This is a genomic window from Gillisia sp. JM1 (assembly GCF_000424645.1).
Lineage (GTDB): Bacteria > Bacteroidota > Bacteroidia > Flavobacteriales > Flavobacteriaceae > Gillisia.
The window spans coordinates 216,234-241,327 of record NZ_KE384218.1; the positions used below are offsets into that span (position 1 = coordinate 216,234).

A 25,094-nucleotide genomic window follows, 5' to 3' on the forward strand; every position below is an offset into this window, starting at 1 on the left:
GGAGTAGAAAACTGTCTCAACATACATCTGTATTGTTGGCTTAGTTGATTGTTAATTGACATCTAGAATTATTCAACTTAATTTAGTAATGTTAAATCTTAGTTAAAGGTGTCTAATTCGGTGACACTCCACAAGTGACCTTCTGGGAAGCCCATATTTAATGGTATAAGCGAAATTTACAGCACTCCCGCCTCGAGTACTTAAAAAGCCCTTTCATATTTTGATGGGGTTTTTTGTTTTAAAAAATCCCCACTTTATTTATCTCAAAACAACCTTTCTTCAAGCGTAGCAACATTATTCTCCTGTTTATACGACAGTTGAATTAAAAATTTAAGCCCAGAATGGGATGTATTTTTTATACTTTCTTGATTTGCTAGAAGGATCATCATCCTTAATAAGTTTTTCTCGCAATGTTTCTTTTAAAATTCTTGAAGCTATAGCAGCATTCTTCTCCTCAATCTGAAACCTTTCTCTTAAAGATTGATTGGTCATTTTATCATTTGAAACATATTTCAGACAAGCATGCTGATAACAAGCTCTTACTTTATCTTTCTTATCAAGATTATTTAGTTCCTTATAGGAATATAATGTGACTCTAGTTCTTTTTTCAGAGACTATGAAGTTAACGGCAGGTAGTTGATATATTTCATTAAAAAATATAACTTTATCAATTCCGCTACCCTTTTCTTCGCAAATTCCCATTCGCCGCATGATATCTGCTAGTTTTTCATTTCTTGAAATATACTCATCAATAAACCTTTCAGGTGTAATTAAAGGAAGTCCAGGATTTGAGATCTCTATTCTGTCTGAAAACACTTCAATCATAGGAAATCCTTTTTCTTCAAAGTCCTGATGGATCAATGCATTCGCTACAAGTTCTCTAACTGCGATTTCAGGATACATTCTACTTTCTTGTCGTAAAGCTTTTCCAATCTCTTCATTTGCAGGAAGCTGACTATTTATCCAATCAATTAGGCCTTCAAAACCTAATGCATAACCTCTTTTACCATGTTGTTCTCTTATGGTTTCTATTTTATTTTTTCCTTTATACACAATTACTCTAACGGCTTTCCTACCTATTTCTCCAAAATCTTCAAGATTCTTAGCTAGCAAAATTGCTCCTAACTTTGTAACGCTAAATTGGCTCTGTCCTATTGTAATAAACCCTTCTGTTAAAAATTTTTCGATAACACCTTCACGAGTGCTAGGATACGGTAACTTAAGAAGCTCATAATATGCTTGACTACTTAATAATTCGATTACTTCAGAAGCCGAAACATTTTCTTTTGCTATATGTTTATTTAGAGGCTCAATTGCTTCCTTTCTCCATATTTTACCCTCCTTTTCAGGAAAACCTCCCAAACTTCGTGTATAACTGCCAATTCTGATATAGGACTTATGAAGAAATTCAACTGGCTGGGATGTTGTAGCTGGAACTATTATTAATGAAAGAAATACTCCTTCTGAATATTCAAAATTATGAAGTGAAATATCTATTTTGGGATCTAATCTGTTAATTAACCAATGTTCAAGTTCTTCCTTGCCTTTCTTCTTCTGTTTTACATTAAAGTTGGTTCCTTTAATTGTATGAGTGCCATCTTCAATACCGAAAACGAGCTATCCATATGGTAAATTCAGTAAACATGCGCTATTTGCAAGTGCAGAAATACGTTCGCCTATTTCTTCTGCTGAATGATAATTCAACTTGAATTCAACCCATTCACTTTCTTTGGGTTGTTTAATCAGTTCCTTTACTAAGGAGATAAGTTGTTTTTTGTTCATAAAATCAAATAACCATCAAATAAGAATCCCTTGATTTTAAAGGCTTCTGAGATCTGAAGTAGTCGTTTTGTCAAATAACCATCAAATAAGACCTGTAAATTGTTAATAACTTTCGGTGCTTGTTAAAGAAGCATCTGACTTAAAGTTTTTTCAACTGCCTTTTTCTTCTATCTGCTTAGCTAATGATACTATCTTATTATTAAGAGAGGAAAGTAAGATAACTATTTTAGATTGTTCTCTGATCGGATTAGCAATATTTCACAACTGCGTTTCCAACAGCTTCTTCGTAGCGAGTTGACCAAATATAGTAAAATGATTAAGATTCTAATATGAAGAAAAAGATATCAGGCTGGAAAAATCAATAAATAATGTAGAGTTTTAATCTTGAGGCTCTTATATCTCGGGAGAAGAATGTTCAAGAAAACTAATGATTTAAAAAGGGTGTGGGGTTATGGTAAATTTGAACTGCTTATATTTTTTTAGATTTTTTTAAAGAAAATTTCTAGGATAATATTTGCATTTAATCTGGATTCTATAGAATTATTTCATAAACAATAGCTTACCCTATAAATAACAACATCATTTGATTATTTTATGTCTTCATAAAACTTTAGATTAATTATAAGAATTGCTGGAAAGTCAAAGCAGAAAAATTCCCAGTGCAATACAATGAAGAGAAAACATGTTATAGTTTTTGGATAAGAGGAGAAAAATTAATGGAAATAAGAATCAGATCCTGATCCCAAATCCATGATCAAGAATAAGTTTTAGACCTACATAAAACACTAATACCGCTGTAAGAATACCTAAAATCTTTAAGTTGAATTTTTTATTGGAAAGATAAGATCCAAGACTTCCACCAAGTACAACTGCAATAATAAGTTTAAAAACAAGATCGTAGTCCAAGCGGAAAGTTCCTGCTACGTTTAAGCCAACAAGCCCGGCGAGAGAATTCACCAATATAAAAACTGAAGCCAGTGAAGCGATAATTCTTGGATCTGCCCATTTTAAAAGGTTTAGTATAGGAGACAAAAATATCCCTCCCCCAATTCCAGAGATACCAGAAAGCAATCCGATACTTCCTCCTAATAAAAGCTTCTTCGGATTAGAAAATTCTACAGATTCTAATCTACTTTGAACAAGTTTCAGCAGCATAAAAATTCCCGCTAATAACAATGCAACACCTAACAACAAGAAAAATGCATTTTGCGAAAGCTTTACCAGCGCTCCTAAATATGCCATTGGGATACTTAGTACAAAAAATGGCCAAAGCAATTTCGGCTTTAGGACACCGTTTTTGATATAAATCGTGGTTCCTATAGTAACTACACAGATATTCAATATCAATGCTGTAGAACGTATCTCATAAAAGTCGGTAATTACCAGACTCAAGATTGCCAAATAGCTGGAGCCTCCTCCAAAACCAACCGAACTGTAGAATAAAGCGATAAAGAAAAAGATAAATGGCAAATATTCTATAGGCATACTATGAGATTAGAAGACATTCTACCTTTTCCCCTTTTTTAAGCGAAGTTTCAGCATCGATAAAAGCCATAGCGTTTCCATGTGCCATCGATAATATCATGGATGAACCTTGCCCGTCCAGGATCTCGACTATTCCATTATTGATCTTTGCTTTTAAAAATGAAGGGCGATCGCCTTTGTTTTCAAAAGCATGAGAAATTGGGAAAGAATATCGCTGCAATCCGTTTTTTTCCGATCCGCTAAGCTGATAAAGAAAAGGCATTACATAAACGTAGAAACAACTTAAGGAAGATGCAGGATTTCCTGGTAAAGCGAATACAAATTTATCTTCTTTTCTTCCAAAATAGAGCGGTTTTCCAGGCTTTTGAAAGACTTTATAGAACTGCTCTTCCACTCCGTTCTCTTCCAGTGCCTGCTTTACAAAATCATAATCTCCAACTGAAATTCCGCCGGATAGGATCAATACATCCGAGGTTTCCAGAGAATCTTTAATTCCCGATTTAATTGCTTCAAAATCATCTTCGATCTGCTTCTTGTCGTGACAATGAAATCCGAATTGCTCACAGGCGGCAGCCAAAGCATAACTATTAGATTCATAGATCTGTCCTTCCGCCTTTGGTTTTCCGGGCGCGATCAATTCATTTCCGGTAGTGATCAAATTAATAAGTGGCTTTCTAAAAACCTCAACTTTCTGGATTCCCAGACTTCCGATCAATCCAATTCCTGCTGGAGTGATCGTAGTTCCTTTTTTGAAAACAAGCTGGCCTTGGGTTAACTCTTCTCCTTTCTTACGGATATTCAACCCTTCCTTCGGCATTTGTTCCAGAGAAAGTTTACTTCCATCTACATTAGTTTTCTCCTGCATCATCACTGCGGAAATATTTTCAGGAACTTTTGCTCCTGTAAAAATGCGTACCGCTTCACCCTCCTTCAATTCAAACTCCTTTTTATCACCGGCTGCAACTTCTCCTACAATGGTGTATTCCAGAGAAATTCCGCACAATGCATAACCATCCATAGCAGAATTGTCAAAAGAAGGCATATCAAAGCGAGCATTAATGTCTTCTGAAATTGAAAAACCAAGACAGTCACTAAGTTCCCTTGTTTCTGTTTTCAGCTTAACCTTCTGAGCTTTGATAATCTTATGTGCTTCTTCAATTGTTACCATTATCCTCCTATTGAGATCATAGATCTGTTCTGCTCGTAATGATCGGCATCCATTTTTACATCCATACCGTCACGAGAAAACTTCTTGGTCTTGATCGCATTTATAATAAGATCATTCATTTCTTCGCCATTACGCATAGGAGTAAGAAGATCAGTTTCAGAATTTGCAAAAAGACAATTCATCATTTTTCCATCGGCAGTTACTCGAATTCGGTTACAATCTGCGCAGAAGGGATTCGTAATAGTGCTTACAATTGCAAAACTTCCCGTGTGACCTTTTACCTTGAAATTCGAGGAAGTGCTGTGCTTTGGATTCTTTAACTCTTCTATATTTCCAAAACGTTTAGAAACGATATCCAGAATCTCTTGTTTACCAACACCTTTGCTCCAGTCCCATTTATTGCCCTTAAAAGGCATGAATTCTATAAATTTTATAGTAAGATTCTTATGTCTGGTAAGCTCAATAAAATCATTGATCTCATTGTCATTCACACCTTTGATCAGCACGATATTCAACTTCACTTCCATATCCATTTCCAGCGCCATTTCGATATTCTTTAAAATGCGCTCAAAATAATCCCGTTTCGTGATGAAAACCGACTTTGCCTTATCCAAAGTGTCCAGACTCAGATTGATCTTTTTTAAACCTATCTTCTGAAATAGATCCAGATATTTATCCAGCATAATTCCATTAGTAGTGATTTTTAGGGTCACTCCCAGTTTTGCAAGTTCCTCTACCAGATAACCAAAGTTCTTTCTCACCAAGGGTTCACCACCGGTAAGGCGAATAGTATCCACTCCCAGATCACGAAATGTTGTAGCAAGTGCAATGATCTCTTCAATGGTCATGATATTGGATTTCTCCATCAATTCAATTCCTTCTTCTGGCATGCAATAGAAACAACGCAGGTTACATCGATCTGTCAGGGAGATCCTGAGATACGTATGCGCTCTTCCAAAATTATCTACTATTTTCTTTTTCTCTTCAATCATGTCTTTTTCCTTCTATCACTTTAAAAACGTGCAATACATGCGGAAATATTGCATTCATACATTCTGCAGCTCCTTTGGTAGATCCTGGTAATGCCAAGACTACTTTTCCGTCTTTTATTCCGGCTACAGATCTGGAAAGCATCGCATAAGGCATGCGCTGCTGACCGTAATTTCTCATTTGCTCCTCAACGCCTTTCAGTTTCAGATCCAGCATAGGTTCTATAGTTTCAGGAGTTATGTCTCGCGGACTAACGCCAGTTCCACCCGTAAAAATCACAATATCTGCATCTGCAGAATTTAAAGCTAATCTTATTTCTTCAGGCTCGTCTGGAATAATAATCCGTTCAGATTTAATTCCCAATTCTTCAAGTTTTGAGACAATGGCCTTTCCTGCTTTATCTTCTCCTTTTCCTTTCGAAATAGTATCTGAACAAACAATGACCTTTGCAGTCAATCCTTCAGCATCAATTTTATAAGAAGATTTCCCACCTTTTTTATTCTGAAGTTTTATCGTCCCGATCTCTACATTCTTGTCTATAGGTTTCAGCATGTCATACATAGTAAGTGCTACAATACTTGCTCCATGCATGGCTTCCACCTCAACACCTGTCTTATAAATGGTTTTTACTTTAACTGAAATCTGGATTTCCAATCCGTTTATCTCATATTCTATTCCCGTATATTCGATAGGTAGCGGATGACAATCTGGCAACAGATCTGGAGTTTTCTTTACACCGAGCAATCCTGCAGCTTTCGCCATTTCAAAAACATTCCCTTTCGGAACTCTATTTTCCTGTAACGCCTTTATCGTTTCTTCGCTGGAAGTCCTTACTATCGAAATTGCAGTAGCTTCCCTCAACGTATTTAATTTATGGGTAATATCAACCATACTATGTATTCACTTTCCATTGGTGGGTTTCATCTTCGAAAATCTCTTTTCCAAAAATGGGCACATTGGCCTTGATCTCTTCTACAAAATAATTACAAGCTTCTATCGCAATCTTTCGGTGTGCCGAAGACGTAAATACAAATAGGCATAGTTCTCCTGTTTTCACCGGGCCCAGACTATGATAAATATGAGCACAGGTAATATCGAATTTCGAAAATGCCGCTTCCCTGATCTCGTTGAAAACACTTTCTGCCATTTCTTCGTAAGCCGAATAATCAATTGCGCTTACCGTTTTACCGTCAATTTCATCGGCACGAATTTGTCCCAGAAAGATGCTGTGTGCACCAATATTGGTCTTAGACTGATGATTCGCTATAGAATCGGCTATCTTTTCCGGCGGAATGGCGCCCTGTACGAATACTTTCTTTGGTTTCTTCTTATCCATTAATTATTGTTTCTATTCCTCCTTCAACATTTCTAAGATTCTGGAAGCCGTATTCAGCTTTCAACAGATCCACAACTTTTTTGCTTCGTTTACCCGACTGGCAAAAGACTAATATTTCTTCCTCCTTCGGAATTTCCCATATACGTTCATCAAGATCGCTCAGTGGAATTTGAATGACCTTTTCTGAATTAATTCTGGGCTGTTCAAAAATCTCACGAATATCTAAATATAGCCTGGATTCATCACTTATCTTGCATTCAATTTTCACCGGAATAATTCCATTTTTCTTGATCTTATCGATCTCTTCCTGCTTTTTCTGAATATTCAGAATTTGTTCTGAACCTGAAAGCAGATTCGATAGCTTCAGTTTTCCTGAAAGAACTTCACCAATACCTAAAATTATCTTGAGCGCTTCCATCGCCTGAAGCATTCCGAAAATTCCCGGAACAACTCCTAAAACTCCGGTTGCTTCACAACTTACATTTTGCCTAGTCGTTTTCGGAAAAAGACATCTGTAACTAGGCCCATTTTTATAATTAAAAACCGAAAGCTGTGCTTCATTTTTATAGATCGATGCATATACCCATGGTTTCCCTGTTAAAATGCAGGCATCGTTGATCAAATACTTCGTTTCGAAATTATCGGTTCCATCAAGTATAAGATCATACTGACTAAAAAGCTTTTCCGCATTTTCAATTGTTAAGGCCTCTTCAATCGCAACAAGTTCGATTTCACTATTCAATCGCTGTAGCTTTTCCTTAGCAACTAATGCTTTTGAATTTCCAATATCATTTTCATCATACAAAACCTGTCTGTGGAGATTAGTAATGGAAATTTTATCGTGATCAATCAACCCAATCGTTCCTACACCAGCACCTGCGAGATATTGGGCTGCAGGACATCCAAGTCCGCCCACGCCAACTATGAGTACACTGGCACTGCGGAGTTTTTCCTGTCCGGAAACTCCAACTTCATCTAATTTTATTTGTCTGTCGTATCTCATCACCCTCCTGCAAATGGTGGTAAAAATGCCACCTCATCGCCTTCTTTTAATTCTACTTCGCTATTTAAATTCTGATTCACGGCAATTTGTACCGATTCCGCATCCTGAATCTGATATTTTTTGATCTGCTGATTCTTTAGATCTCTAACAGATAATCCCTGCTGTAGTTCTAAAACTTCTTCGCTTTTCCCGGCTGATTCAGCGATCACTCCAAAATATTTTAAGGTCACTTTCATTCTTCTTCCATCTGTTTTAATAACTCTACATCTTCCGCAGTATCCACATCAAAATTTCCCATTTCAAATTTCACGATCTCGAAATCTAGATTCTGATCATGAATGAGTTTTTTCGCTCCCTGATCTCCTTTCAATTCTTTCAAATCATAAAAAACTTCTGCGGAAAAAATTGCAGGAACTCCAATATCTCCCGCGTATTCTGAATAGGTAGCTTGACTGTTATTGTCCAATTGAACCTGTATCAATTCCTCAATTCTTTCTTTACTTACAAAGGGTTGATCTGATAGCAAGATCAATATATGGTCCAACTCATTTTCTAATTCCTGAGACCGCAATACGCCTTTCTTTATACTGGTAGACATTCCTTCTTCCCAATCCCCATTCATTACGACCTCAAATTCCTTTAGATCCAGTTCACTTTCTATCTTATCTTTCCTAGCTCCTAACACTAAAACTTTGCTGTCAAAACCCATCACTTCTGAAACATCTATCGCATGTTGCAATAAAGATTTGCCTTTGAATTCCACTAGTTGTTTGGCATATCCAAGTCGGCTAGAAGAACCTGCCGCTAGAATCACAACTCCTATTTTAGCATTCTGTATCAAACCTTTATTTCTTTAAATTGATTATTCTTTTTCTCATGTATAGGTTCCGACTTCTCTCTTAATGGTCTTGCACTGGTTTGCGTCAATAAAGATTGGATTTCAGCTAAAATTGAAAGTCCTATTTCTGCAGGTGTTTCCGCGCCAATTTCCAAACCTATTGGAGCATGTATTCTTTTTTCAAATTCTTCAGATATATAAAACCCATCAGTATTCAAGTCGTTTTGCATTCGTTGATATTTCTTCATCGGACCCAAAATTCCGATATATGGAATTTGGTCTTCAGTCAGCAACAGTTTCAACACCGCTAGATCATAATTATAATTATGACTCATCAGCACAAAGCAACTATGTTGATCTATCTCTATGTTTTCCAGCGTTTGTTCAGGTTTTGTTACGATCACCTGACAAGAACTGGTAAAACGTTGCTTATTCGCATGCGTTGGTCTGCCATCAGTGACGATGACTTCCCAACCAAGTAGTTCAGCCTGTTGTGCTAAGATCTGAGCATCATTCCCGGCTCCAACAATGATCAATTTTATTGGCGGCTGATAATTCTGAATGAATAAATGCTGTGTTTCTCCGTCAATTGAAAATTCGGCGAAATGAGATCTCCTATTTTGAAGAGTTAATTGAGCCTGTTCCAGAATCAGATCTAATACTTCGTTTTCTGGTTGCTTCCCGTTATATTTCAAATTTTCATCGATCAACATAATTGTTCCCGCTTGCTCTTTAGATCTATCTAAGTTGAACTGCACTGCGATCGCTAAAGAATTTTTCTGAGCAACAACAGATTTAAGCATTTCGCATGGATTTAAGCTATCCTCATAATCCAGTGGTTCAAACAACACTTGAATAATCCCATTGCAGCCTAACTGAGCGCCGATTACCGCGTCATCGTCATCACTGGTGTCATACGTGATCAGTTTATTTTTCTGCTGATGCAAGGCGTGTAAAGCTTTTCTAAGCGCATCGCCTTCCAGGCAACCACCACTGATGGCTCCAGTTATATTTCCGAATTCATCTACCAGCATTCTCGCTCCGGCACGTCTATAGGCAGAACCTTCCACATGAACCACCGTCGCAATCACACAACCAATTTCCTGAGAACTTAAATTTTCGTATTGCGATATGATGAATTCTAACTCTCTCATACCATCGCTTTTTTTAGTTGGTGAACTGTATTCTTTATTTCTTCCGCAGCAAATTTGATATCAGCCAGCGTAGTATTTCTACCTAAACTAATTCTTATAGAAGATAGTGCTAGCTCATCACTTAATCCCATGGCTTTTAATACGTGTGATGGATTTATCAAATTTGAAGTACAAGCCGAACCACGGGAAACAGCAAGATTATTCAGTTTTCTTAATAATTGATTGCCATCAATATTTTCAAAAGAGACGTTCGTTGTATTTGGAAGTCGATCGCTATTCTTTGAGTTTATTGCTATATCTTCAATTTCTTCCAAAAGCGCTTCGAGCTTATCTCTCAATTCTGATAATCTGATTGATTCCTCTTTCATTTCCGAAAAAACGATTTCCGCAGCTTTTCCAAAACCCACAATTCCGGTTACGTTCAGAGTTCCCGGACGTATTCCTTTTTCCTGACCTCCACCAAAAACGCTTTGATCAACCTCTACTTTATTCTTTTTATTGATATATAAAGCACCTACGCCTTTAGGCCCGTAGAGTTTATGAGAAGAGAAAATGGCAAGATCTAAATTCAGTTCTTTCAGATCTACAGGAATTTTACCAACGGCCTGAGTAATATCACTCATCAACTTAACACCCTTAGAATGAACAATTTTTTCAATCTGCTTCATTGGATGTATAAGTCCGGTTTCATTATTAGCTAGCATCAAACAAACCAAGATAGTTTTCGCAGTAATGTCATTCTCTAATTCTTTAAGGTCGATATTTCCTTCAGCATCCACATCAAGATAAGTGATCTGAAAACCTTCATTTTCTAAAGCCTGCATGGTATCTAAAATAGCATTATGTTCTGTTTTACAGGTTATAATATGCTTCCCCTTCGAGCTATTCTTTTTACAAAAGCCAAAAAGAGCAAGATTTGCAGCTTCGGTAGCTCCAGAAGTAAAAGTGATCTCTGTAGGTTTACAATATACCAGATTGGAAACCTGTTCCCTTGCGAATTTAACACCTTCCTCGGCATCCCATCCAAAAAAATGATCGCTACTAGCATTACCGAACATTTCAGTAAAGTAAGGCAACATCTCTTCTACCACTCTTTTATCAACAGGAGTAGTAGCATTATAATCCAGATATATCTTCTTTTTAGTGTTCATAAAAAGCGTTATGTATTTAAAAACATATCGATTAATAAATTTAATCCCTCATTGAGGGTTTAACCCGCCTGACCGGCTGGGCAGGTTCCTAGTTCCGAGCCATCGGGTTGCATCGAATTTTAAAAGTATTTTTCTCCCGAACCATCTAGACATATCTCGTGCGCTTGCCCCGAGATTATTGATTATTTTTTTAAGACCTTCAGTAATTTTTCCTCTTGAGCTATCAGTTGCCGTACTTTCAATTGAAGATCATCATATTCTTTCATTATTCCTAATCCATAAAGACTTACTTCAGCTCCTCCACCATGTTGGCCTCCTTTTTTCAAAATTACCAAAGCCTCCTCAGAAAATTGATTCAGTCTTTGAACCATTGCCCAAGCTTTTTTGTACGACATGTGCATTTGCTCTACGGCTTTGGAAAGAGAACCTTCCTTTTGAATCTGTTTAAGGAGTTCATGAGGTCCCGGTCCATAAAACTTTTCTCCATCCTCTTCTATCCAGCACTTGATCTTTAATTGCTTCATTCAAGTGAAATCTTCTAGGTCTTTAGATCATCCTGCATATGGGAAATAAATGGCTGATCATAAAATCGCTTTCCGGTTGCTTTATAAAGAGCGTTTGCTAAAGCTCCCTGAATTGGCGGAAATGGCGGTTCTCCCAAACCTGTAGGATCTATTCCATTCTCTATAAAATGAACATCTATAGTTTTCGGTGCTTCTTTATGTCTTATAAGTCTGTAAGTATCAAAATTACTTTGTTGTGGAACTCCATCTTTAAAGGTCATCTCGCTATATAGCGCATGGCCAATTCCGTCGATGGTTCCACCTTCAACCATATTTTTAGCAGCATCTGGGTTTACCACAATTCCGCAGTCTAGAGCACAGGTCACTTTATCTACCAATGGCTGATTATTTACTACCGATAGGTCTAAAATCTGCGCCACATAAGAATTGTGACAATAATAAGCGGAAACTCCTCGGTTTAAGCTAGAGTTGCCATTATTCCAACCAGATTTATCTCTAGCTAGCTTTAAAACCCCAGCATAACGAGCTGCATCATAATCATTTTCTTCACCCACAGGATCCTTTCCTGCACGCTCCAACATATCTAAACGAAATTGAATAGGGTCTTGACCCATTTCTTCGGATAATTCATCTAAGAAAGACTGTTCTGCGCCAGCTATAAAATTAGATCGCGGAGCTCTAAATGCTCCAGTTGAAATATTCGACTCCATACTCCAACTTTCAGCTAAATAGTTATCTATAGCTCCTCCCGGAAAACGATTCGCAAAAAGCGGACTTTCAGGGATTCCCCCTGCGTTTACATGAAAAGCGGTCAGTTTATTATTGGCATCAAGAGCCGCGCGATAAGTTACATGGTAAGCCGGACGGTACACCCCGTTGGTCATATCATCCTCTCGGCTATAAACAAGTTTAATAGGTGTTCCCATTTTTTGGGATATCACAGCAGCTTCCACAAGGAAATGACCGTAAAGTCTACGACCAAAGCCACCACCCATTCGGGTCATTTGAATATCTATATTTTCAAGGTCAAATCCTAAACGTTTATTTACACTTTTTTCAGCATATTCTGGTGTTTGGATTGGTCCCAATAATTCTGCTTTATCTCCGCTAACATCTGCAAAAAAGTTCATTGGCTCCATACAGTTGTGAGCAAGAAACGGGCAGGTATAAGAACGTTCTATCACCCGAGCTGCATTTTTAAATGCCTTTTCAGGATTCCCATCTCGTCTAACAATTTCAGATTTTTTAGAACCTACATCTGCCATAAGGGAAGCATGTATCGAAGTGCTTTCCAATCCGCTGACACCATCCATTCCTGCAGATTTCTCCAGGATCTCAATTTGTTTAGTGAGTTCCGGGCTTAAATCCCATTCCACCTTTACTTCTTTCTTAGCTTGCATAACCTGCCATGTACTTTCGCCAACTACTACAACAAGTTTGGAAAACGCTGCGACATCGCTCCATTCTTTCTCCATATCTTCAGGATAGGTGTCTATGGTAAAAACATCTTTGATGCCTGGCATTCCTTTCGCTTTCTCTGCATCCATAGTTTTGAATTCCATACCGAAGGCTGGAGGTTGCACGATCATTGCGATCAGCATTCCGTCTTTAAAAGTGTCTATTCCGAACAGGGGTTGACCTGTAACTATTTTCTTTGCATCTACATTCTTTCGAGATGTTCCTATAATTTTAAAGTTATCGATATTTTTTAATTCCACTTCTTCGGGAATTTCTACATTCACTGCGGCTTTGGCGATCTCACCATATCCGATGGTTTTATCGCTACCTTCATGTTTTATAACTCCATTCTCAACAGAAAGTTCAGAAAAAGGAACTTCCCATTGATTCGCTGCAGCAGTTAGCAACATCTGTCTTGCTGTTGCTCCGGCTGTTCTTAATGATTGCCAGCCTTGACGTATAGACTGACTTCCACCTGCAAGCTGTCGGGTGAAAACTTCAGTATTAAGAGGAGCCTGTTCTACCACTACATTATTCCAGTCTACATCCAGCTCCTCAGCAACGATCATTGGCATTGAAGTTTTTACATTCTGACCAATTTCTGGGTTTGGAGAATAAATAGTTACAATTCCATTATCTCCAATTTTTAGATATCCATTTAGTTCAAACCATTCATCTGGCATTTGCATCGCCAGTTCTTCACTTCCTTCTTCCGTAGGTCCTTTACACGCTAGCCAATTAAATCCTATTATCAGTCCGCCTCCAGCTAAAGAAACACTTTTAATAAAGGATCTTCTGCCTAATGATGTTTTTACTTTAGTCATTTTTATGTTTTTGAATTAAACTGATAATTAGGCTATTTGAGAATCTGAAGCTGTTTTAATGGCTGCTTTAATTCTGGTGTATGTACCACAACGGCAAATATTTCCGCTCATGGCATTTTCAATATCTTTATCGCTTGGGTTTGGATTACGTTTTAATAAAGCTGAAGCAGACATGATCTGCCCTGCCTGGCAATAACCACATTGTGGCACATCATGCTCCAACCACGCTTTTTGAACAGGATGATCTCCATTTTCTGAAAGTCCTTCTATTGTTGTGATCTTATTGTCTGCAGCAGCAGAAATAGGAAGCTGGCAAGATCTCACGGCAGTTCCGTTAAAATGTACAGTACACGCACCACATTGGGCTATACCACAACCGTATTTAGTTCCAACCAATTTTAAATGGTCTCTTAAAACCCAAAGTAGGGGAGTAGTAGGATCTACATCTACCGAAAGGTTCTTGCCGTTGATGGTAATACTGAATTCTGCCATGATCTTAAATTTTTTTAAAAATTAAGAAATTAATTGCTAATAATCCTAACCTTAGAATACTTATTATTTATTAAATGAAAAGAGGCTATCTGAAAAGATTCTTTTCGTCAACCTGAACTTGTTTCAGGTTCTAACTTTGTTTGAAAATCAGATTGTTAAGATTCTGAAATAAATCCAGAATGACGCTTTTATATCTTTACAGACAATCTCTTTCAGTTATTTTTAAGCTGTAACACCTTCTTCAAGACCAGCCTCAATCAGCTTTTCTGGAGTTATAGGTAGGCTTCGCATTCGTTTTCCTGTTGCATTAAATATGGCATTGGATATGGAAGCAGCAACACTGGTTATTCCAAGTTCGCCTATTCCTTTAATACCCATTTTATTGGCGATCTTATCTTCTTCTGGAAGAAATACCACATCTATATTAGCCAAATCCAGATTTACTGGTACGTGATAATCTGCAAAAGAACGGGTGATAAAATTTCCAAAATTAGGTTCTACCCTAGTCTGTTCAGCCATCACCATGCCTACACCCATTGTTAACCCACCTATAATCTGCCCGTAAGCAGTCTTCGGATTTAATATTTTTCCTGCAGAAGCTACATTCACCATTCTCTTAATTCGGTACATTCCCGTATCCTTATCAACCCAAACTTCAGAAAAGTTAGCTCCAAAAGAGAATACTGAGTATTTTCCGAATTCCGCAGATGGTTCAGCCATTCCCTCAGCTTCGAATTTGGTAAGTTGATTCTTTTTTAGAAGTTCAGAAACAGCAACTTCTTCATCTTCTGCTATATTTCTATTATTCTTAAGTGTTTTTATAGCATTTTCACAAGCAGCACGGGTTCCATTACAAAAAGAAGCTGCTCCCCAAGAACCTCCGGAGCCGGGTGTTATGGGAAAATCGGAATCACCTAACTCAACATTTACTTGTTCTACCGGGATCTTTAAATATTCTGAAGCGGTTTGTGCTATAATGGTATAACTACCAGTACCTATGTCGGTTGCATCCATTTGAATAGTAGCAAAAACTTTATCTTCGTCCAATTCCAGAATTACTTTCGAATGCGTTTTCAGGTATGGAGAATTTCTGGATGCGGAACTTACACCGTAACCTATAAGCCAGTTACCTTTTTTATTAGTACGTGGTTCTGGTTTTCGGTCTTTCCAGCCAAATTTTTCAGCGCCAATTCTCAAACATTCCACCAACAACCTAGAAGAAAATGGTTTTTCTTCATGAAGATCTGTTTGAATATCGTTTTTTATTCGGAATTCTAGAGGATCCATTTTTAACTTCCAAGCCATTTCATCCATAGCAGATTCTAATGCAAAGCTTCCCGTCGCTTCTCCTGGTGCTCTCATGGCAAACGGAGTTTGCATATTCATCGGGATCAACTTATAGGTTACCTCATTGTTGGCCACATTGTACAACATCTTGGAAAGCATCCCGCAAGGTTCCTGATATTCCTGGGTAGTAGAAGTATGAGAAAGCGTTTCATGAGAAAGCGCTGTGAGCGTACCATCCTTTTTAGCACCTAGACGCAATTTTTGCTCATTCTGTTGACGCATGTTCGTATTGGTAAACATTTGGGTTCTCGTTACAGTAACCTGCACGGGTCTTGCAACCATTTTAGATGCCATTACCGCCAAAATCACATGACGATCTAGGTTTAGTTTTGAGCCAAATCCACCACCTACAAAAGCAGATATTACACGCACATCTTTCTTTGGAATCTGGAATGTACCTGAGATAGCTATTTTAGCATCTTCAACTATTTGCTGACTTGCATAAACCATTACCTTTCCATTATCCCAACTAGCTATTGCAGCGTGAAGTTCCATTGGATGGTGATGTTCAATTGGTGTATTATAGGTCTGCTCCACTACCGTATCAGCTTCAGAAAGCCCTTGTTCCATATTTCCTCTTGAATAATTTGAACCATTATCTGGAGTATAGGCTTTGGATTTCGACTTCTCAAAGTCGATAACAGCAGTGGGATCTTTTTTATATTCAAACTTTACTAAGCTAGCAGCATATTGTGCTTGTTCGAATGTTTCTGCCACCACAAGACCAACATATTCTCCATAATAATGTACTTTATTACTTTGTAAAACCGGAGCAATACTATCTGTTGCAATTGCCGGCCGTACTCCTTCTAAGGTCTTAAGCTTTTCTGCATTCTTATAAGTAATCACTTTTAACACCCCTTCAAGCTTTTCGGCTTCAGAAGTATCTATGGAAACAATCTCTCCCTTAGCAATTGTAGAGTTGATTCCTTGTCCATAAACTTTATTTTCTACTGGAAATTCAGATGCATATTTAGCCTTTCCCATCACCTTTAGATGACCTTCCACTCTATTTATAGCATTTCCAACTCCGGATGTATTTATTGACTTCGTCATAATTTTATTTTTTGAGATTGGCTTATACTTCTCTTTCATATGCTTGGGTAAGCGCTCTTACAATTGCGTTTTTACCCATATCTACTTTCCATTTATTCGCTTCAAATGGTTTAGCATCCTTCATCTCCAGTGCTGCAGCCGCTTCAAAATTAGATTGATTTGGTTTCTTCCCTACAAGGAATTCTTCAGCTTTTGTAAGCTTCCATGGGATATGAGCAACACCGCCCATGGCAAGTCCAACCTTGTTGATCACTCCGCTTTCTACTTGTAATCCGGCAGCAACCGATAGCAATGCAAAAGCATAACTGGAACGTTCGCGAATCTTTAAGTAGTAATAATGATCTGAAAATTCTGGTTTTGGTAAATGAATCGCCGTGATCAATTCACCTGGTATAAGAGTAGTATCTTTTTCAGGCTGATCTCCCGGCAAACGATGAAGATCTGTGAATTCTATCATTCTGGAGGTCCCGTCAGGTTTTTGAACTTCAACAGTTGCTCCAATGGCCGCAAGAGCCACACACATATCTGATGGATTTGTTGCAATACAGCTATCACTATATCCAAAAATAGCATGTAATGCATTCATTCCGTTCAGCGCTCCGCATCCGGAACCTGGTTCTCGCTTATTACATGGCATAGAAACTTCAAAGAAATAAGGACAACGTGTGCGCTGCAACAAATTTCCTCCGTTGCTAGCCATATTCCTTATTTGTGCTGTGGCAGCAGACAACATAGCCATGGATAGTAAGGGGTAATTGGTTCTTACTTGCTTGTTATTGGCAGTTTCAGAATTACTAAGCATTGCGCCAAGTGTTAATCCGCCATTTTCATTAGAAGTTATTTTTTTATAATCGAGATTATTAACATCGATAAGTTGATCTGGCCGCTCCACATTTTCCTTCATCAAATCCACCAGATTTGTCCCACCCCCGAGATAATGCGAAGTTGCTGTGAAAGCTTGAAGCGCCTGTTCTTTATTTTCTGCACTGGTATATGTGAATGGTCTCATGGTTGATTAATTTTAAAGTCTTGAAATGTTCAAATTCATTGGTTTTAAAGATAATCTTACCTGTTTAGGAATTCTTAGCCTTATCCATTTGTTCCTGTGTAGCAAATTCCCAAGTTGGCATTTCATCATTTCCGGTATGGACTTCTTTAAAGGCCTGTACAATATTATTGTAAGCACCGCATCGACAAATATTTCCAGACATTCTTTCTCTAATTTCTTCTTCTGAAAGTATCAAACCAGATTGAATTTTCTTGAGATCTTCTGTTACATAGCTAGCTTCTCCATTTTTGGCTTCTTCTAATAGTGCTACAGAAGAACATATTTGTCCGGGAGTACAGTATCCACATTGGAAGCCATCATGTTTTAGGAATGCCTGTTGCATTGGATGCATTTCGCCATTTTTCGCTAATCCTTCCACCGTTGTGATTTCCTTTCCTTCACAGGTGGCTGCAAGAGTAAGGCAAGAAAGATTGCGTTTTCCCTCTATAATTACAGTGCAGGCGCCACATTGTCCATGATCACAGCCTTTTTTGGTGCCGGTTAGTCCAAGTCTTTCTCTAAGTGCATCTAGCAAGGAAGTTCGGGAGTCTAGTGTTAATGGCTTTACCATATCATTCACCCTGAGATTCACTTTAACCTCATTTAAAAGTGCTGTTGTTTTCTCTGGCAAATCTTTCATAGTGCTGGCAAATAATTCTGAAGTAAAAAAAGAAGAAGCATAAATACTCAAGCTTGCTGCGGAAACTTGTTTTAAGAATTTTCTTCTTGAACTTCCATTAAGTCCCATAGCATCGAGAATCATATTCTCGTCATCACTCAAATTATCTGGATCTGCAGCTTCATTCCACTTATCTATATCTTTCATAAACAATGTTTTAGGGAGGATATTCAGTATTTTTAAAAGTAAAGAAATTTAACTTTTGAAAAGTTATCTATATGTTAAAACATTTCTTAATTTATAAAATTTAAGAAGTGTCTAACGATAAAAAAATAAATGATTCGGAATTATTTTTAAGAATAGTGCATTAATCCTCAGGTGTAAATATTGAAAGAAGAAGCTTGTTGGTACATAAATTAAGCAGAAATTTTAAATATGTTTTAACCTGCTTCAAAAGTAGTTGCTCATATAATCTTTACTAAAATTGAAACCTTAATTTCAATTCTGATTTTCTCTCCAGTATTTTCTGAAATTTAATATAAAAGTGTTTTTATTATTCAACGCTTTTAATTAATTCTTCTGATCTAAAAACTTTACAGGCTTCATGCCTAGGTATTTAGAATTTTTAAAAATTAAGAACATTCTAAGCTTTCCTTAAGCAATGGCAGGGAATAAATTTCTAAATTTGGGGCACACAACAAAAACCACAGTTTTCAACTTAAAAACATACCACGAAATGCCAAATTTAATTCCCGAAGCAAAAATTTTTAATTGCACCCAAAGTAGAGAACTTGCAGAAAAAATAGCTGCAGCCTACGGAGCACCACTGGGAAAAGTTATAACCAGTACCTATAGCGATGGTGAGTTTCAGCCTTCTTTCGAAGAATCTGTTAGGGGTTCTCGTGTATTCATTATTGGCTCAACACATCCTGGAGCAGATCACCTTATGGAAATGTTATTGATGTTGGATGCAGCAAAAAGGGCTTCAGCAAGACATATTACAGCTGTGATGCCTTATTTTGGATGGGCTAGACAGGACAGAAAAGATAAGCCTAGAGTTCCTATTGCTGCAAAAATGGTAGCGAGTATCCTAGAGACTGCCGGAGCTACCAGAATTATAACAATGGATCTTCACGCAGATCAAATTCAGGGGTTCTTTGAAAAACCAGTAGATCATTTATTTGCTTCTACAGTTTTCTTGCCTTATTTAAGGAGTTTGAAATTAGATAATCTAACTATAGCTTCTCCAGATATGGGTGGTTCCAAGAGAGCTTATGCCTATTCTAAAGCTATGGAAAGTGATGTGGTAATTTGTTATAAGCAACGCGCTAAAGCCAATGTAATATCTCACATGGAACTTATTGGCGACGTTACTGGTAAGAATGTGGTTTTGGTAGATGATATGGTAGATACTGCCGGGACACTTACCAAAGCAGCAGATGTAATGATGGCAAAAGGCGCTATTAGTGTAAGAGCTATTTGTACTCATCCGGTGCTTTCCGGAGATGCATATAAGAGAATTGAAAACTCGCAACTATTGGAGTTAATTGTAACCGATTCTATCCCTTTAAAACAAAAATGCGATAAAATTAGAGTAGTAAGCTGTGCTGATCTTTTTGCTGATGTTATGTCTCGCGTACACAACAATAAATCTATCAGCTCTAAATTTATAATGTAATCTTATTTTTAGCTAAAACACTTAATAAAGCAAAAGACGTTTAATTATTTCCATTTCAGTATTTTATACTACCGAAAAAAGTCGCACCTTTGCACACTAAAATTTTTTATAATGAAATCAATCACGATCAACGGATCTAAAAGAGAAAGCGTAGGCAAGAAAGAAACTAAAGCCTTACGTAATGCTGGACAGGTACCTTGCGTAGTATACGGAGGAGGCGAACCATTACATTTTTCAGCAGATGAAACTGCCTTCAAACCCCTTGTATACACAGCAGATGTGCATACAGTGATAATTACTTTGGAAGGTGGAGAGAAAATTGACGCTGTTCTTCAGGACATCCAATTTCACCCAGTAACCGATGCTATCCTACACATGGATTTCTATCAAATATTTGACGACAAGGAAATCACTATGCAAATTCCTGTGCACACTAAAGGTGTGCCACGTGGGGTTAAAAATGGTGGAGTTTTACGTTACAACTTACGTCGTTTAAAAGTTAAAGGTCTTCCAGGAAATCTTCCAGATTTTGTTGAAGCCAATGTCACCCCACTTAAGATTGGAAACAAATTGTATGTAACTGCTTTAGCAAGTGATAATTTTATAATTCAACATCCAGATAATACTGTGATATGTCAAGTTAAGGCTTCACGTAACGTTACTGAAGATCTTGAAGAAGAAGATGAAGTTGCTGCAGATGAGGTAGAATCTACTCAGGTAGATGATGCTGCTGTAAAAGAGTAATCTTACATATAGAGCATAAAATTTAAAAGCATTCCTATTCCGATTTGTTCGGGATTCGGAATGCTTTTTCATTTATAAATAGTTCACTATACGCGTTATATTATTTCTGATGCTATTAAAAGTGTCATCTAAAATTGGTAAGGCTAAGAATATTATTAATTTTATATTTACCAAAACAAATTCCATGTTGGCATTCTTCGGAAGAATATTTAGCAAAAAACCATCAGAGGAACAAGTAGACCCTATGAAGAAATTTTTGATTGCTGGGCTTGGAAATATAGGTCCCAAGTACCACAATACCAGACATAATATTGGTTTTAAAGTGGTAGATTACTTAGCCGAAAAAGAAGGGGTTTCCTTTGCAACCGATAAGCTTGGAGATATTGCAAGCTTCAGATTTAAGGGAAGAACTTTTATTCTATTAAAACCTAGCACTTATATGAATCTTAGTGGGAAAGCGGTAAACTATTGGCTTACCAAGGAAAAAATCCCTTTGGAAAATTTGCTTGTAGTAACAGATGATCTCAATCTCAATTTTGGAGCTATTCGGGTTAAGACCAAAGGAAGTGATGGCGGGCATAATGGATTAAAAGATATTCAACTTCAGCTTAATACATCAACTTATAACAGGTTTAGGTTTGGGATAAGTGATGAATTTTCTAAAGGGCGTCAGGTAGATTATGTGTTGGCAGATTGGTCTTTAGAAGAAGAGAAAAATCTTCCCGAACGCTTAGAAAAAGCTGCTGAACTTATAAAATCCTTCGCAACGGCAGGAATAAATATCACAATGAATACTTTTAACGGTAAATAAAAAGTCACTTGAAAGAACATCTAGGAGCATATACTTTTAAAAGTGAATGTCCAACGGTAATAACCATTGGCACTTTCGATGGGGTGCATGCTGGCCATCAAAAGATTATAGAAAAGCTGGTAAATACAGCGAAGATCAGCAATATGGAATCGGCGATACTCACTTTTTTTCCTCACCCAAGGATGGTGTTACAAAAAGAGAGTGATATTAAACTGATAAACACCATAGAGGAGCGCAAAAAAATCCTTGCCAATTCCGGGATAGATCATCTAATAATTCATCCTTTTACACATCAATTTTCGAGACTTTCAGCTCGGGAATTTGTACGTGATATTCTGGTGCAAAAATTAAAGGCAAAAAAAATAATAATTGGTTACGATCATAGATTTGGAAGAAATAGAACTGCAGATATCAATACCTTAAAGGAATTTGGGAAGGAATATAATTTTGAGGTAGAGGAAATTGGTAAACAAGAGATAGAAGATGTCGCAGTAAGTTCTACAAAGATCAGAAAAGCACTGATGGAAGGAAAGGTAGAAAAAGCGAATCGCTACCTTCAGCAACCCTTTATGCTAACAGGAACTGTGGTAAAAGGAAAAGGACTGGGAAAAAATTTTGGATACCCAACGGCTAATTTAAATATTGAAGAAAATTACAAATTGATTCCGAAAAATGGGGTTTATATAGCACGTGCAGTAATAGATGAAATTCCTTATTTTGGAATGATGAATATAGGAACTAATCCTACCGTGGGTGGCACCGAGCAAACTATAGAGACCTATTTCTTTATGTTGGATAAGGATCTTTACGGACAAAAGTTAGAGATCGAGTTGCTTACCAGAATTCGAGACGAGAAGAGTTTCGATTCTATAGACTCTTTAAAAAGAGCGATGAAACAAGATGAAGCTTTTAGTTCGCAGTTTATCAAAGACAACTATGCTGAATAGGTTCCTTTTTACCCGGATAGATAATTCTGCATTGGTAGTTTTTCGCGTGTTTTTTGGGCTGTTAATAGCATTGGAAGCTTTTGGGAGTATAGCTACAGGTTGGATAAAGCGTACCCTCATAGAGCCGCAGGAAACTTTCAATTTTATTGGTTTCGAATTTTTACAACCGCTTCCCGGAAATGGGATGCTATACTACTATGGAGTAATGGGCCTGTTCGGCTTATTGGTTATGGTAGGTTACAAATATAGATTCAGTATATTTTGTTATACCATCATGTGGGCATCGGTTTACCTGATGCAAAAATCCTCTTATAACAATCATTATTATTTATTGATGCTCTTGTGCGGTATCATGTTCTTTTTGCCGGCACATAAAAATGCTTCTATAGATGCATGGAGAAATGCATCGCTTCGGGAAATTTCAATGCCTCGGTGGGTTTGGCTTTTTATTGTATTTCAAATGTGGATCGTTTACACCTACGCATCAGTGGCAAAACTATATCCAGATTGGTTTAATGGTGAGTTTCCGAGGATCTTGATGAAATCTAAAGCAGATTATTGGCTGGTGGGAGATTTGCTTCAGCAGGGATGGGCACATATGAGTATTTCTTGGTTTGGGTTTTTATTCGATCTTTTAATAATTCCCTTATTACTTTATAGAAAAACCAGAGTTCCAGTATTTATTGCAGCCATTTTCTTCCACTTATTTAATAGCTTCATTTTTCATATTGGGATCTTTCCATATCTCTCACTCGCATTTACCTTGTTCTTTTTCCCTTCAGAAAAAATAAACAAATGGTTTCTAAGAGGGAAAAAGAAATATTATGATGAGAAGAAAATCATTCTTCCGAAGTATAGAAATGCGTTTTTAGCAGTGATCTCTATTTGGTTTATTTTTCAATTGGGATTGCCATTAAGACATTGGTTTTATGAAGATGATGTTTTATGGACAGAGGAGGGGCACCGTCTTTCCTGGAGAATGATGTTGCGCAGTAAAAGTGGGAGAAGTGCTTTTAGGGTGGTAGATAAAGACACTAAAAAAGTCGAGTATATAGATAAAGCGAAATTTTTATCCAACAAACAATTAGGAGCTATAAGCTCTAAGCCAGACATGATCTGGCAATTTTCACAGCGTTTAAAACGTGAGTATGCTAAGAAAGGTCAAGACGTGCAGATATTTGTGGACTCTAAAGTAAGTGTTAACGGAAGACCCTATCAACAATTCATAGATCCTAAGGTGGATCTTGCAAATGAGAAGTGGCATCACTTTAAGCACCACGACTGGATTTTACCTTCTAAATTAGACTGATATTTTTACTTGCTTTTGTTACATTTGCTGCTTATTAAAAATTAGTTGGCCTTATGTTACAAGTTAGCAATATTAGAGCGCATAAAGAGGGATATATTCAAGCCCTTAAAAAGAGAAATTTTAATGCTGAAGATGTCTTTGAAGAGATCTTAACATTAGATGAATCCCGCCGCTCCACACAAACGCAATTAGATGAAACTTTGGCCGAATCCAATCAGCTTTCCAAGGAAATTGGAATGTTGTTTAAATCTGGGGAGCAGCAAAAAGCGAATATTTTAAAAGAGAAAACTTCTCAATTAAAAGATAAGTCTAAAGAGCTTTCAGATATCTTTAGTGAAACAGTTGAGAAATTAGAGCACCTTCTTTATACAGTTCCCAACATTCCCAACGATCTGGTTCCTGCGGGTACTACCGAAGCTGATAATGAAGAGATCTTTAATGAAGGAGATATTCCTGTATTGGCGGAAGGTTCTTTGCCTCACTGGGAATTGGCGAAGAAATATGATATTATAGATTTTGAGTTAGGTAATAAAATTACTGGTGCCGGATTTCCTGTTTATAAAGGTAAAGGTGCAAGGCTACAGCGAGCCTTGATCACATATTTTCTAGATAAAGCTGTAGATGCTGGTTATACAGAATTTCAATTACCATTATTGGTAAATGAAACTTCAGGATTTGGAACTGGACAATTACCAGATAAAGAAGGGCAGATGTATCATGTTACTGAAGATGATCTTTATTTAATTCCTACCGCAGAAGTGCCAATGACCAATCTTTTTAGAGATAGAATGCTTACTGAAGCAGATTTACCTATTTCTTGTACTGGCCACACTCCTTGTTTTAGAAGGGAAGCTGGGTCTTATGGAGCACATGTTCGAGGTTTGAATAGACTGCATCAATTTGATAAAGTGGAAATTGTACGCATCGAAAAGCCTGAGAATTCTTATGCGGCATTAGATGGAATGGTAGATCATATTAAAGATCTATTGCAAGATTTAAAGTTGCCATACAGAATTTTAAGACTGTGTGGTGGAGATCTTGGATTTACAGCTGCAGTTACTTACGACTTTGAGGTGTTTTCTACTGCTCAGGATCGTTGGTTAGAAATAAGTTCTGTTTCTAACTTCGAGACTTTTCAAGCAAATAGATTGAAGTTAAGGTACAAGGATAAAGACGGTAAAAAGGAACTGGTGCATACTTTAAATGGAAGTGCTTTGGCGTTACCAAGAGTACTGGCCGGAATCCTTGAAAATTATCAAACTCCGGAAGGGATTAAAGTACCGGAAGTATTGGTGAAGTATACAGGATTTAAAATGATCGATTAGTTTAC

24 protein-coding genes and 1 pseudogene are annotated in these 25,094 nt (G+C 37.3%); 6 read left to right on the forward strand and 19 right to left on the reverse strand.

The features are described from left to right. Window positions 1-330: 330 nt before the first annotated feature. The 19 genes and pseudogenes from H033_RS19560 to H033_RS0104385 all read right to left on the reverse strand — a co-directional run bounded on the left by H033_RS19560 (window position 331) and on the right by H033_RS0104385 (window position 18,482). Entirely contained in the window at window positions 331-1,362 is a 1,032-nt protein-coding gene (locus H033_RS19560; protein ID WP_231367543.1) for an ATP-binding protein, read from the reverse strand. A gap of 12 nt (window positions 1,363-1,374) precedes the next feature. Next, window positions 1,375-1,605 (reverse strand): annotated as a pseudogene (locus H033_RS21970) (RNA-binding domain-containing protein); the annotation flags it as partial. Window positions 1,606-1,617: 12 nt separating this feature from the next. Continuing rightward, the gene (locus tag H033_RS21975; RefSeq protein WP_231367544.1) at window positions 1,618-1,782 is read right to left on the reverse strand and encodes a helix-turn-helix domain-containing protein; all 165 of its coding nucleotides are present in this window, start codon (window positions 1,780-1,782) and stop codon (window positions 1,618-1,620) included. 729 nt (window positions 1,783-2,511) lie between these two features. After that, a complete protein-coding gene (locus tag H033_RS0104310) occupies window positions 2,512-3,267 on the reverse strand; it encodes a sulfite exporter TauE/SafE family protein (protein ID WP_026837181.1) in 756 nt (251 codons plus the stop codon). 1 nt (window position 3,268) lies between these two features. Next, window positions 3,269-4,435, reverse strand: a complete 1,167-nt coding sequence (gene glp, locus H033_RS0104315) for a gephyrin-like molybdotransferase Glp (RefSeq protein WP_026837182.1) — start codon at window positions 4,433-4,435, stop codon at window positions 3,269-3,271. Then, the gene (moaA, locus tag H033_RS0104320; RefSeq protein ID WP_026837183.1) at window positions 4,435-5,427 is read right to left on the reverse strand and encodes a GTP 3',8-cyclase MoaA; all 993 of its coding nucleotides are present in this window, start codon (window positions 5,425-5,427) and stop codon (window positions 4,435-4,437) included. The genes glp and moaA overlap by 1 nt, the downstream gene beginning before the upstream one ends. After that, entirely contained in the window at window positions 5,420-6,316 is an 897-nt protein-coding gene (gene moaCB / locus H033_RS0104325) for a bifunctional molybdenum cofactor biosynthesis protein MoaC/MoaB (RefSeq protein ID WP_026837184.1), read from the reverse strand. The genes moaA and moaCB overlap by 8 nt, the downstream gene beginning before the upstream one ends. 1 nt (window position 6,317) lies before the next feature. Continuing rightward, a complete protein-coding gene (locus H033_RS0104330) occupies window positions 6,318-6,761 on the reverse strand; it encodes a molybdenum cofactor biosynthesis protein MoaE (protein ID WP_026837185.1) in 444 nt (147 codons plus the stop codon). Next, window positions 6,754-7,764 carry a HesA/MoeB/ThiF family protein gene (locus H033_RS0104335; RefSeq protein WP_034886099.1) on the reverse strand — a complete coding sequence of 337 codons (1,011 nt, stop codon included), beginning with the start codon at window positions 7,762-7,764 and terminating at the stop codon, window positions 6,754-6,756. Before H033_RS0104335 ends, H033_RS0104330 begins: the two co-directional genes overlap by 8 nt. After that, the gene (locus tag H033_RS0104340; protein ID WP_026837187.1) at window positions 7,764-8,000 is read right to left on the reverse strand and encodes a MoaD/ThiS family protein; all 237 of its coding nucleotides are present in this window, start codon (window positions 7,998-8,000) and stop codon (window positions 7,764-7,766) included. Before H033_RS0104340 ends, H033_RS0104335 begins: the two co-directional genes overlap by 1 nt. Next, on the reverse strand, window positions 7,997-8,605 hold the full coding sequence (locus H033_RS0104345; RefSeq protein WP_026837188.1) for an NTP transferase domain-containing protein: 609 nt from the start codon (window positions 8,603-8,605) through the stop codon (window positions 7,997-7,999). The genes H033_RS0104340 and H033_RS0104345 overlap by 4 nt, the downstream gene beginning before the upstream one ends. Beyond that, on the reverse strand, window positions 8,602-9,756 hold the full coding sequence (locus H033_RS0104350) for an XdhC family protein (RefSeq protein ID WP_026837189.1): 1,155 nt from the start codon (window positions 9,754-9,756) through the stop codon (window positions 8,602-8,604). The genes H033_RS0104345 and H033_RS0104350 overlap by 4 nt, the downstream gene beginning before the upstream one ends. Further along, complete coding sequence (locus H033_RS0104355) at window positions 9,753-10,907, reverse strand: cysteine desulfurase family protein (RefSeq protein ID WP_026837190.1); 1,155 nt, start codon at window positions 10,905-10,907, stop codon at window positions 9,753-9,755. The genes H033_RS0104350 and H033_RS0104355 overlap by 4 nt, the downstream gene beginning before the upstream one ends. A 182-nt stretch (window positions 10,908-11,089) precedes the next feature. Beyond that, complete coding sequence (locus H033_RS0104360) at window positions 11,090-11,431, reverse strand: winged helix-turn-helix domain-containing protein (protein WP_026837191.1); 342 nt, start codon at window positions 11,429-11,431, stop codon at window positions 11,090-11,092. A gap of 14 nt (window positions 11,432-11,445) precedes the next feature. Beyond that, entirely contained in the window at window positions 11,446-13,713 is a 2,268-nt protein-coding gene (locus tag H033_RS0104365) for a xanthine dehydrogenase family protein molybdopterin-binding subunit (protein WP_026837192.1), read from the reverse strand. A 27-nt stretch (window positions 13,714-13,740) separates the two neighbouring features. Further along, entirely contained in the window at window positions 13,741-14,205 is a 465-nt protein-coding gene (locus H033_RS0104370) for a (2Fe-2S)-binding protein (protein WP_026837193.1), read from the reverse strand. A gap of 222 nt (window positions 14,206-14,427) precedes the next feature. Beyond that, complete coding sequence (locus H033_RS0104375; protein ID WP_026837194.1) at window positions 14,428-16,608, reverse strand: xanthine dehydrogenase family protein molybdopterin-binding subunit; 2,181 nt, start codon at window positions 16,606-16,608, stop codon at window positions 14,428-14,430. A gap of 22 nt (window positions 16,609-16,630) precedes the next feature. Next, the gene (locus H033_RS0104380) at window positions 16,631-17,617 is read right to left on the reverse strand and encodes an FAD binding domain-containing protein (protein ID WP_026837195.1); all 987 of its coding nucleotides are present in this window, start codon (window positions 17,615-17,617) and stop codon (window positions 16,631-16,633) included. Window positions 17,618-17,681: 64 nt separating this feature from the next. After that, window positions 17,682-18,482: a 2Fe-2S iron-sulfur cluster-binding protein gene (locus H033_RS0104385; protein WP_026837196.1), complete on the reverse strand. Its 801-nt coding sequence runs from the start codon at window positions 18,480-18,482 to the stop codon at window positions 17,682-17,684. A 529-nt stretch (window positions 18,483-19,011) separates the two neighbouring features. Here H033_RS0104385 and H033_RS0104390 point away from each other — a divergent pair. The 6 genes from H033_RS0104390 (at window position 19,012) to serS (ending at window position 25,089) form a co-directional block, all read left to right on the forward strand. Further along, a complete protein-coding gene (locus H033_RS0104390) occupies window positions 19,012-19,953 on the forward strand; it encodes a ribose-phosphate pyrophosphokinase (RefSeq protein WP_026837197.1) in 942 nt (313 codons plus the stop codon). A 111-nt stretch (window positions 19,954-20,064) separates the two neighbouring features. Then, window positions 20,065-20,697 carry a 50S ribosomal protein L25/general stress protein Ctc gene (locus H033_RS0104395; protein WP_026837198.1) on the forward strand — a complete coding sequence of 211 codons (633 nt, stop codon included), beginning with the start codon at window positions 20,065-20,067 and terminating at the stop codon, window positions 20,695-20,697. 184 nt (window positions 20,698-20,881) lie between these two features. Further along, complete coding sequence (gene pth / locus H033_RS0104400; RefSeq protein WP_026837199.1) at window positions 20,882-21,508, forward strand: aminoacyl-tRNA hydrolase; 627 nt, start codon at window positions 20,882-20,884, stop codon at window positions 21,506-21,508. A gap of 8 nt (window positions 21,509-21,516) precedes the next feature. Beyond that, entirely contained in the window at window positions 21,517-22,455 is a 939-nt protein-coding gene (locus H033_RS0104405) for a bifunctional riboflavin kinase/FAD synthetase (RefSeq protein ID WP_026837200.1), read from the forward strand. After that, on the forward strand, window positions 22,445-23,764 hold the full coding sequence (locus H033_RS0104410; RefSeq protein ID WP_026837201.1) for an HTTM domain-containing protein: 1,320 nt from the start codon (window positions 22,445-22,447) through the stop codon (window positions 23,762-23,764). Before H033_RS0104405 ends, H033_RS0104410 begins: the two co-directional genes overlap by 11 nt. A 53-nt stretch (window positions 23,765-23,817) precedes the next feature. Beyond that, window positions 23,818-25,089, forward strand: coding sequence for a serine--tRNA ligase (gene serS, locus H033_RS0104415; protein ID WP_026837202.1), 1,272 nt, complete (start codon window positions 23,818-23,820; stop codon window positions 25,087-25,089). Window positions 25,090-25,094 lie beyond the last annotated feature (5 nt).

Bases quoted from the DNA above. Each gene is read 5' to 3' on its own strand.
- H033_RS21975 (WP_231367544.1), bottom strand. From the start codon at position 1,782: ATGAACAAAAAACAACTTATCTCCTTAGTAAAGGAACTGATTAAACAA.
- H033_RS0104310 (WP_026837181.1), bottom strand. From the start codon at position 3,267: ATGCCTATAGAATATTTGCCATTTATCTTTTTCTTTATCGCTTTATTC.
- glp (WP_026837182.1), bottom strand. From the start codon at position 4,435: ATGGTAACAATTGAAGAAGCACATAAGATTATCAAAGCTCAGAAGGTT.
- moaA (WP_026837183.1), bottom strand. From the start codon at position 5,427: ATGATTGAAGAGAAAAAGAAAATAGTAGATAATTTTGGAAGAGCGCAT.
- moaCB (WP_026837184.1), bottom strand. From the start codon at position 6,316: ATGGTTGATATTACCCATAAATTAAATACGTTGAGGGAAGCTACTGCA.
- H033_RS0104330 (WP_026837185.1), bottom strand. From the start codon at position 6,761: ATGGATAAGAAGAAACCAAAGAAAGTATTCGTACAGGGCGCCATTCCG.
- H033_RS0104335 (WP_034886099.1), bottom strand. From the start codon at position 7,764: ATGAGATACGACAGACAAATAAAATTAGATGAAGTTGGAGTTTCCGGA.
- H033_RS0104340 (WP_026837187.1), bottom strand. From the start codon at position 8,000: ATGAAAGTGACCTTAAAATATTTTGGAGTGATCGCTGAATCAGCCGGG.
- H033_RS0104350 (WP_026837189.1), bottom strand. From the start codon at position 9,756: ATGAGAGAGTTAGAATTCATCATATCGCAATACGAAAATTTAAGTTCT.
- H033_RS0104355 (WP_026837190.1), bottom strand. From the start codon at position 10,907: ATGAACACTAAAAAGAAGATATATCTGGATTATAATGCTACTACTCCT.
- H033_RS0104360 (WP_026837191.1), bottom strand. From the start codon at position 11,431: ATGAAGCAATTAAAGATCAAGTGCTGGATAGAAGAGGATGGAGAAAAG.
- H033_RS0104365 (WP_026837192.1), bottom strand. From the start codon at position 13,713: ATGACTAAAGTAAAAACATCATTAGGCAGAAGATCCTTTATTAAAAGT.
- H033_RS0104370 (WP_026837193.1), bottom strand. From the start codon at position 14,205: ATGGCAGAATTCAGTATTACCATCAACGGCAAGAACCTTTCGGTAGAT.
- H033_RS0104375 (WP_026837194.1), bottom strand. From the start codon at position 16,608: ATGACGAAGTCAATAAATACATCCGGAGTTGGAAATGCTATAAATAGA.
- H033_RS0104380 (WP_026837195.1), bottom strand. From the start codon at position 17,617: ATGAGACCATTCACATATACCAGTGCAGAAAATAAAGAACAGGCGCTT.
- H033_RS0104385 (WP_026837196.1), bottom strand. From the start codon at position 18,482: ATGAAAGATATAGATAAGTGGAATGAAGCTGCAGATCCAGATAATTTG.
- H033_RS0104390 (WP_026837197.1), top strand. From the start codon at position 19,012: ATGCCAAATTTAATTCCCGAAGCAAAAATTTTTAATTGCACCCAAAGT.
- H033_RS0104395 (WP_026837198.1), top strand. From the start codon at position 20,065: ATGAAATCAATCACGATCAACGGATCTAAAAGAGAAAGCGTAGGCAAG.
- pth (WP_026837199.1), top strand. From the start codon at position 20,882: ATGTTGGCATTCTTCGGAAGAATATTTAGCAAAAAACCATCAGAGGAA.
- H033_RS0104410 (WP_026837201.1), top strand. From the start codon at position 22,445: ATGCTGAATAGGTTCCTTTTTACCCGGATAGATAATTCTGCATTGGTA.
- serS (WP_026837202.1), top strand. From the start codon at position 23,818: ATGTTACAAGTTAGCAATATTAGAGCGCATAAAGAGGGATATATTCAA.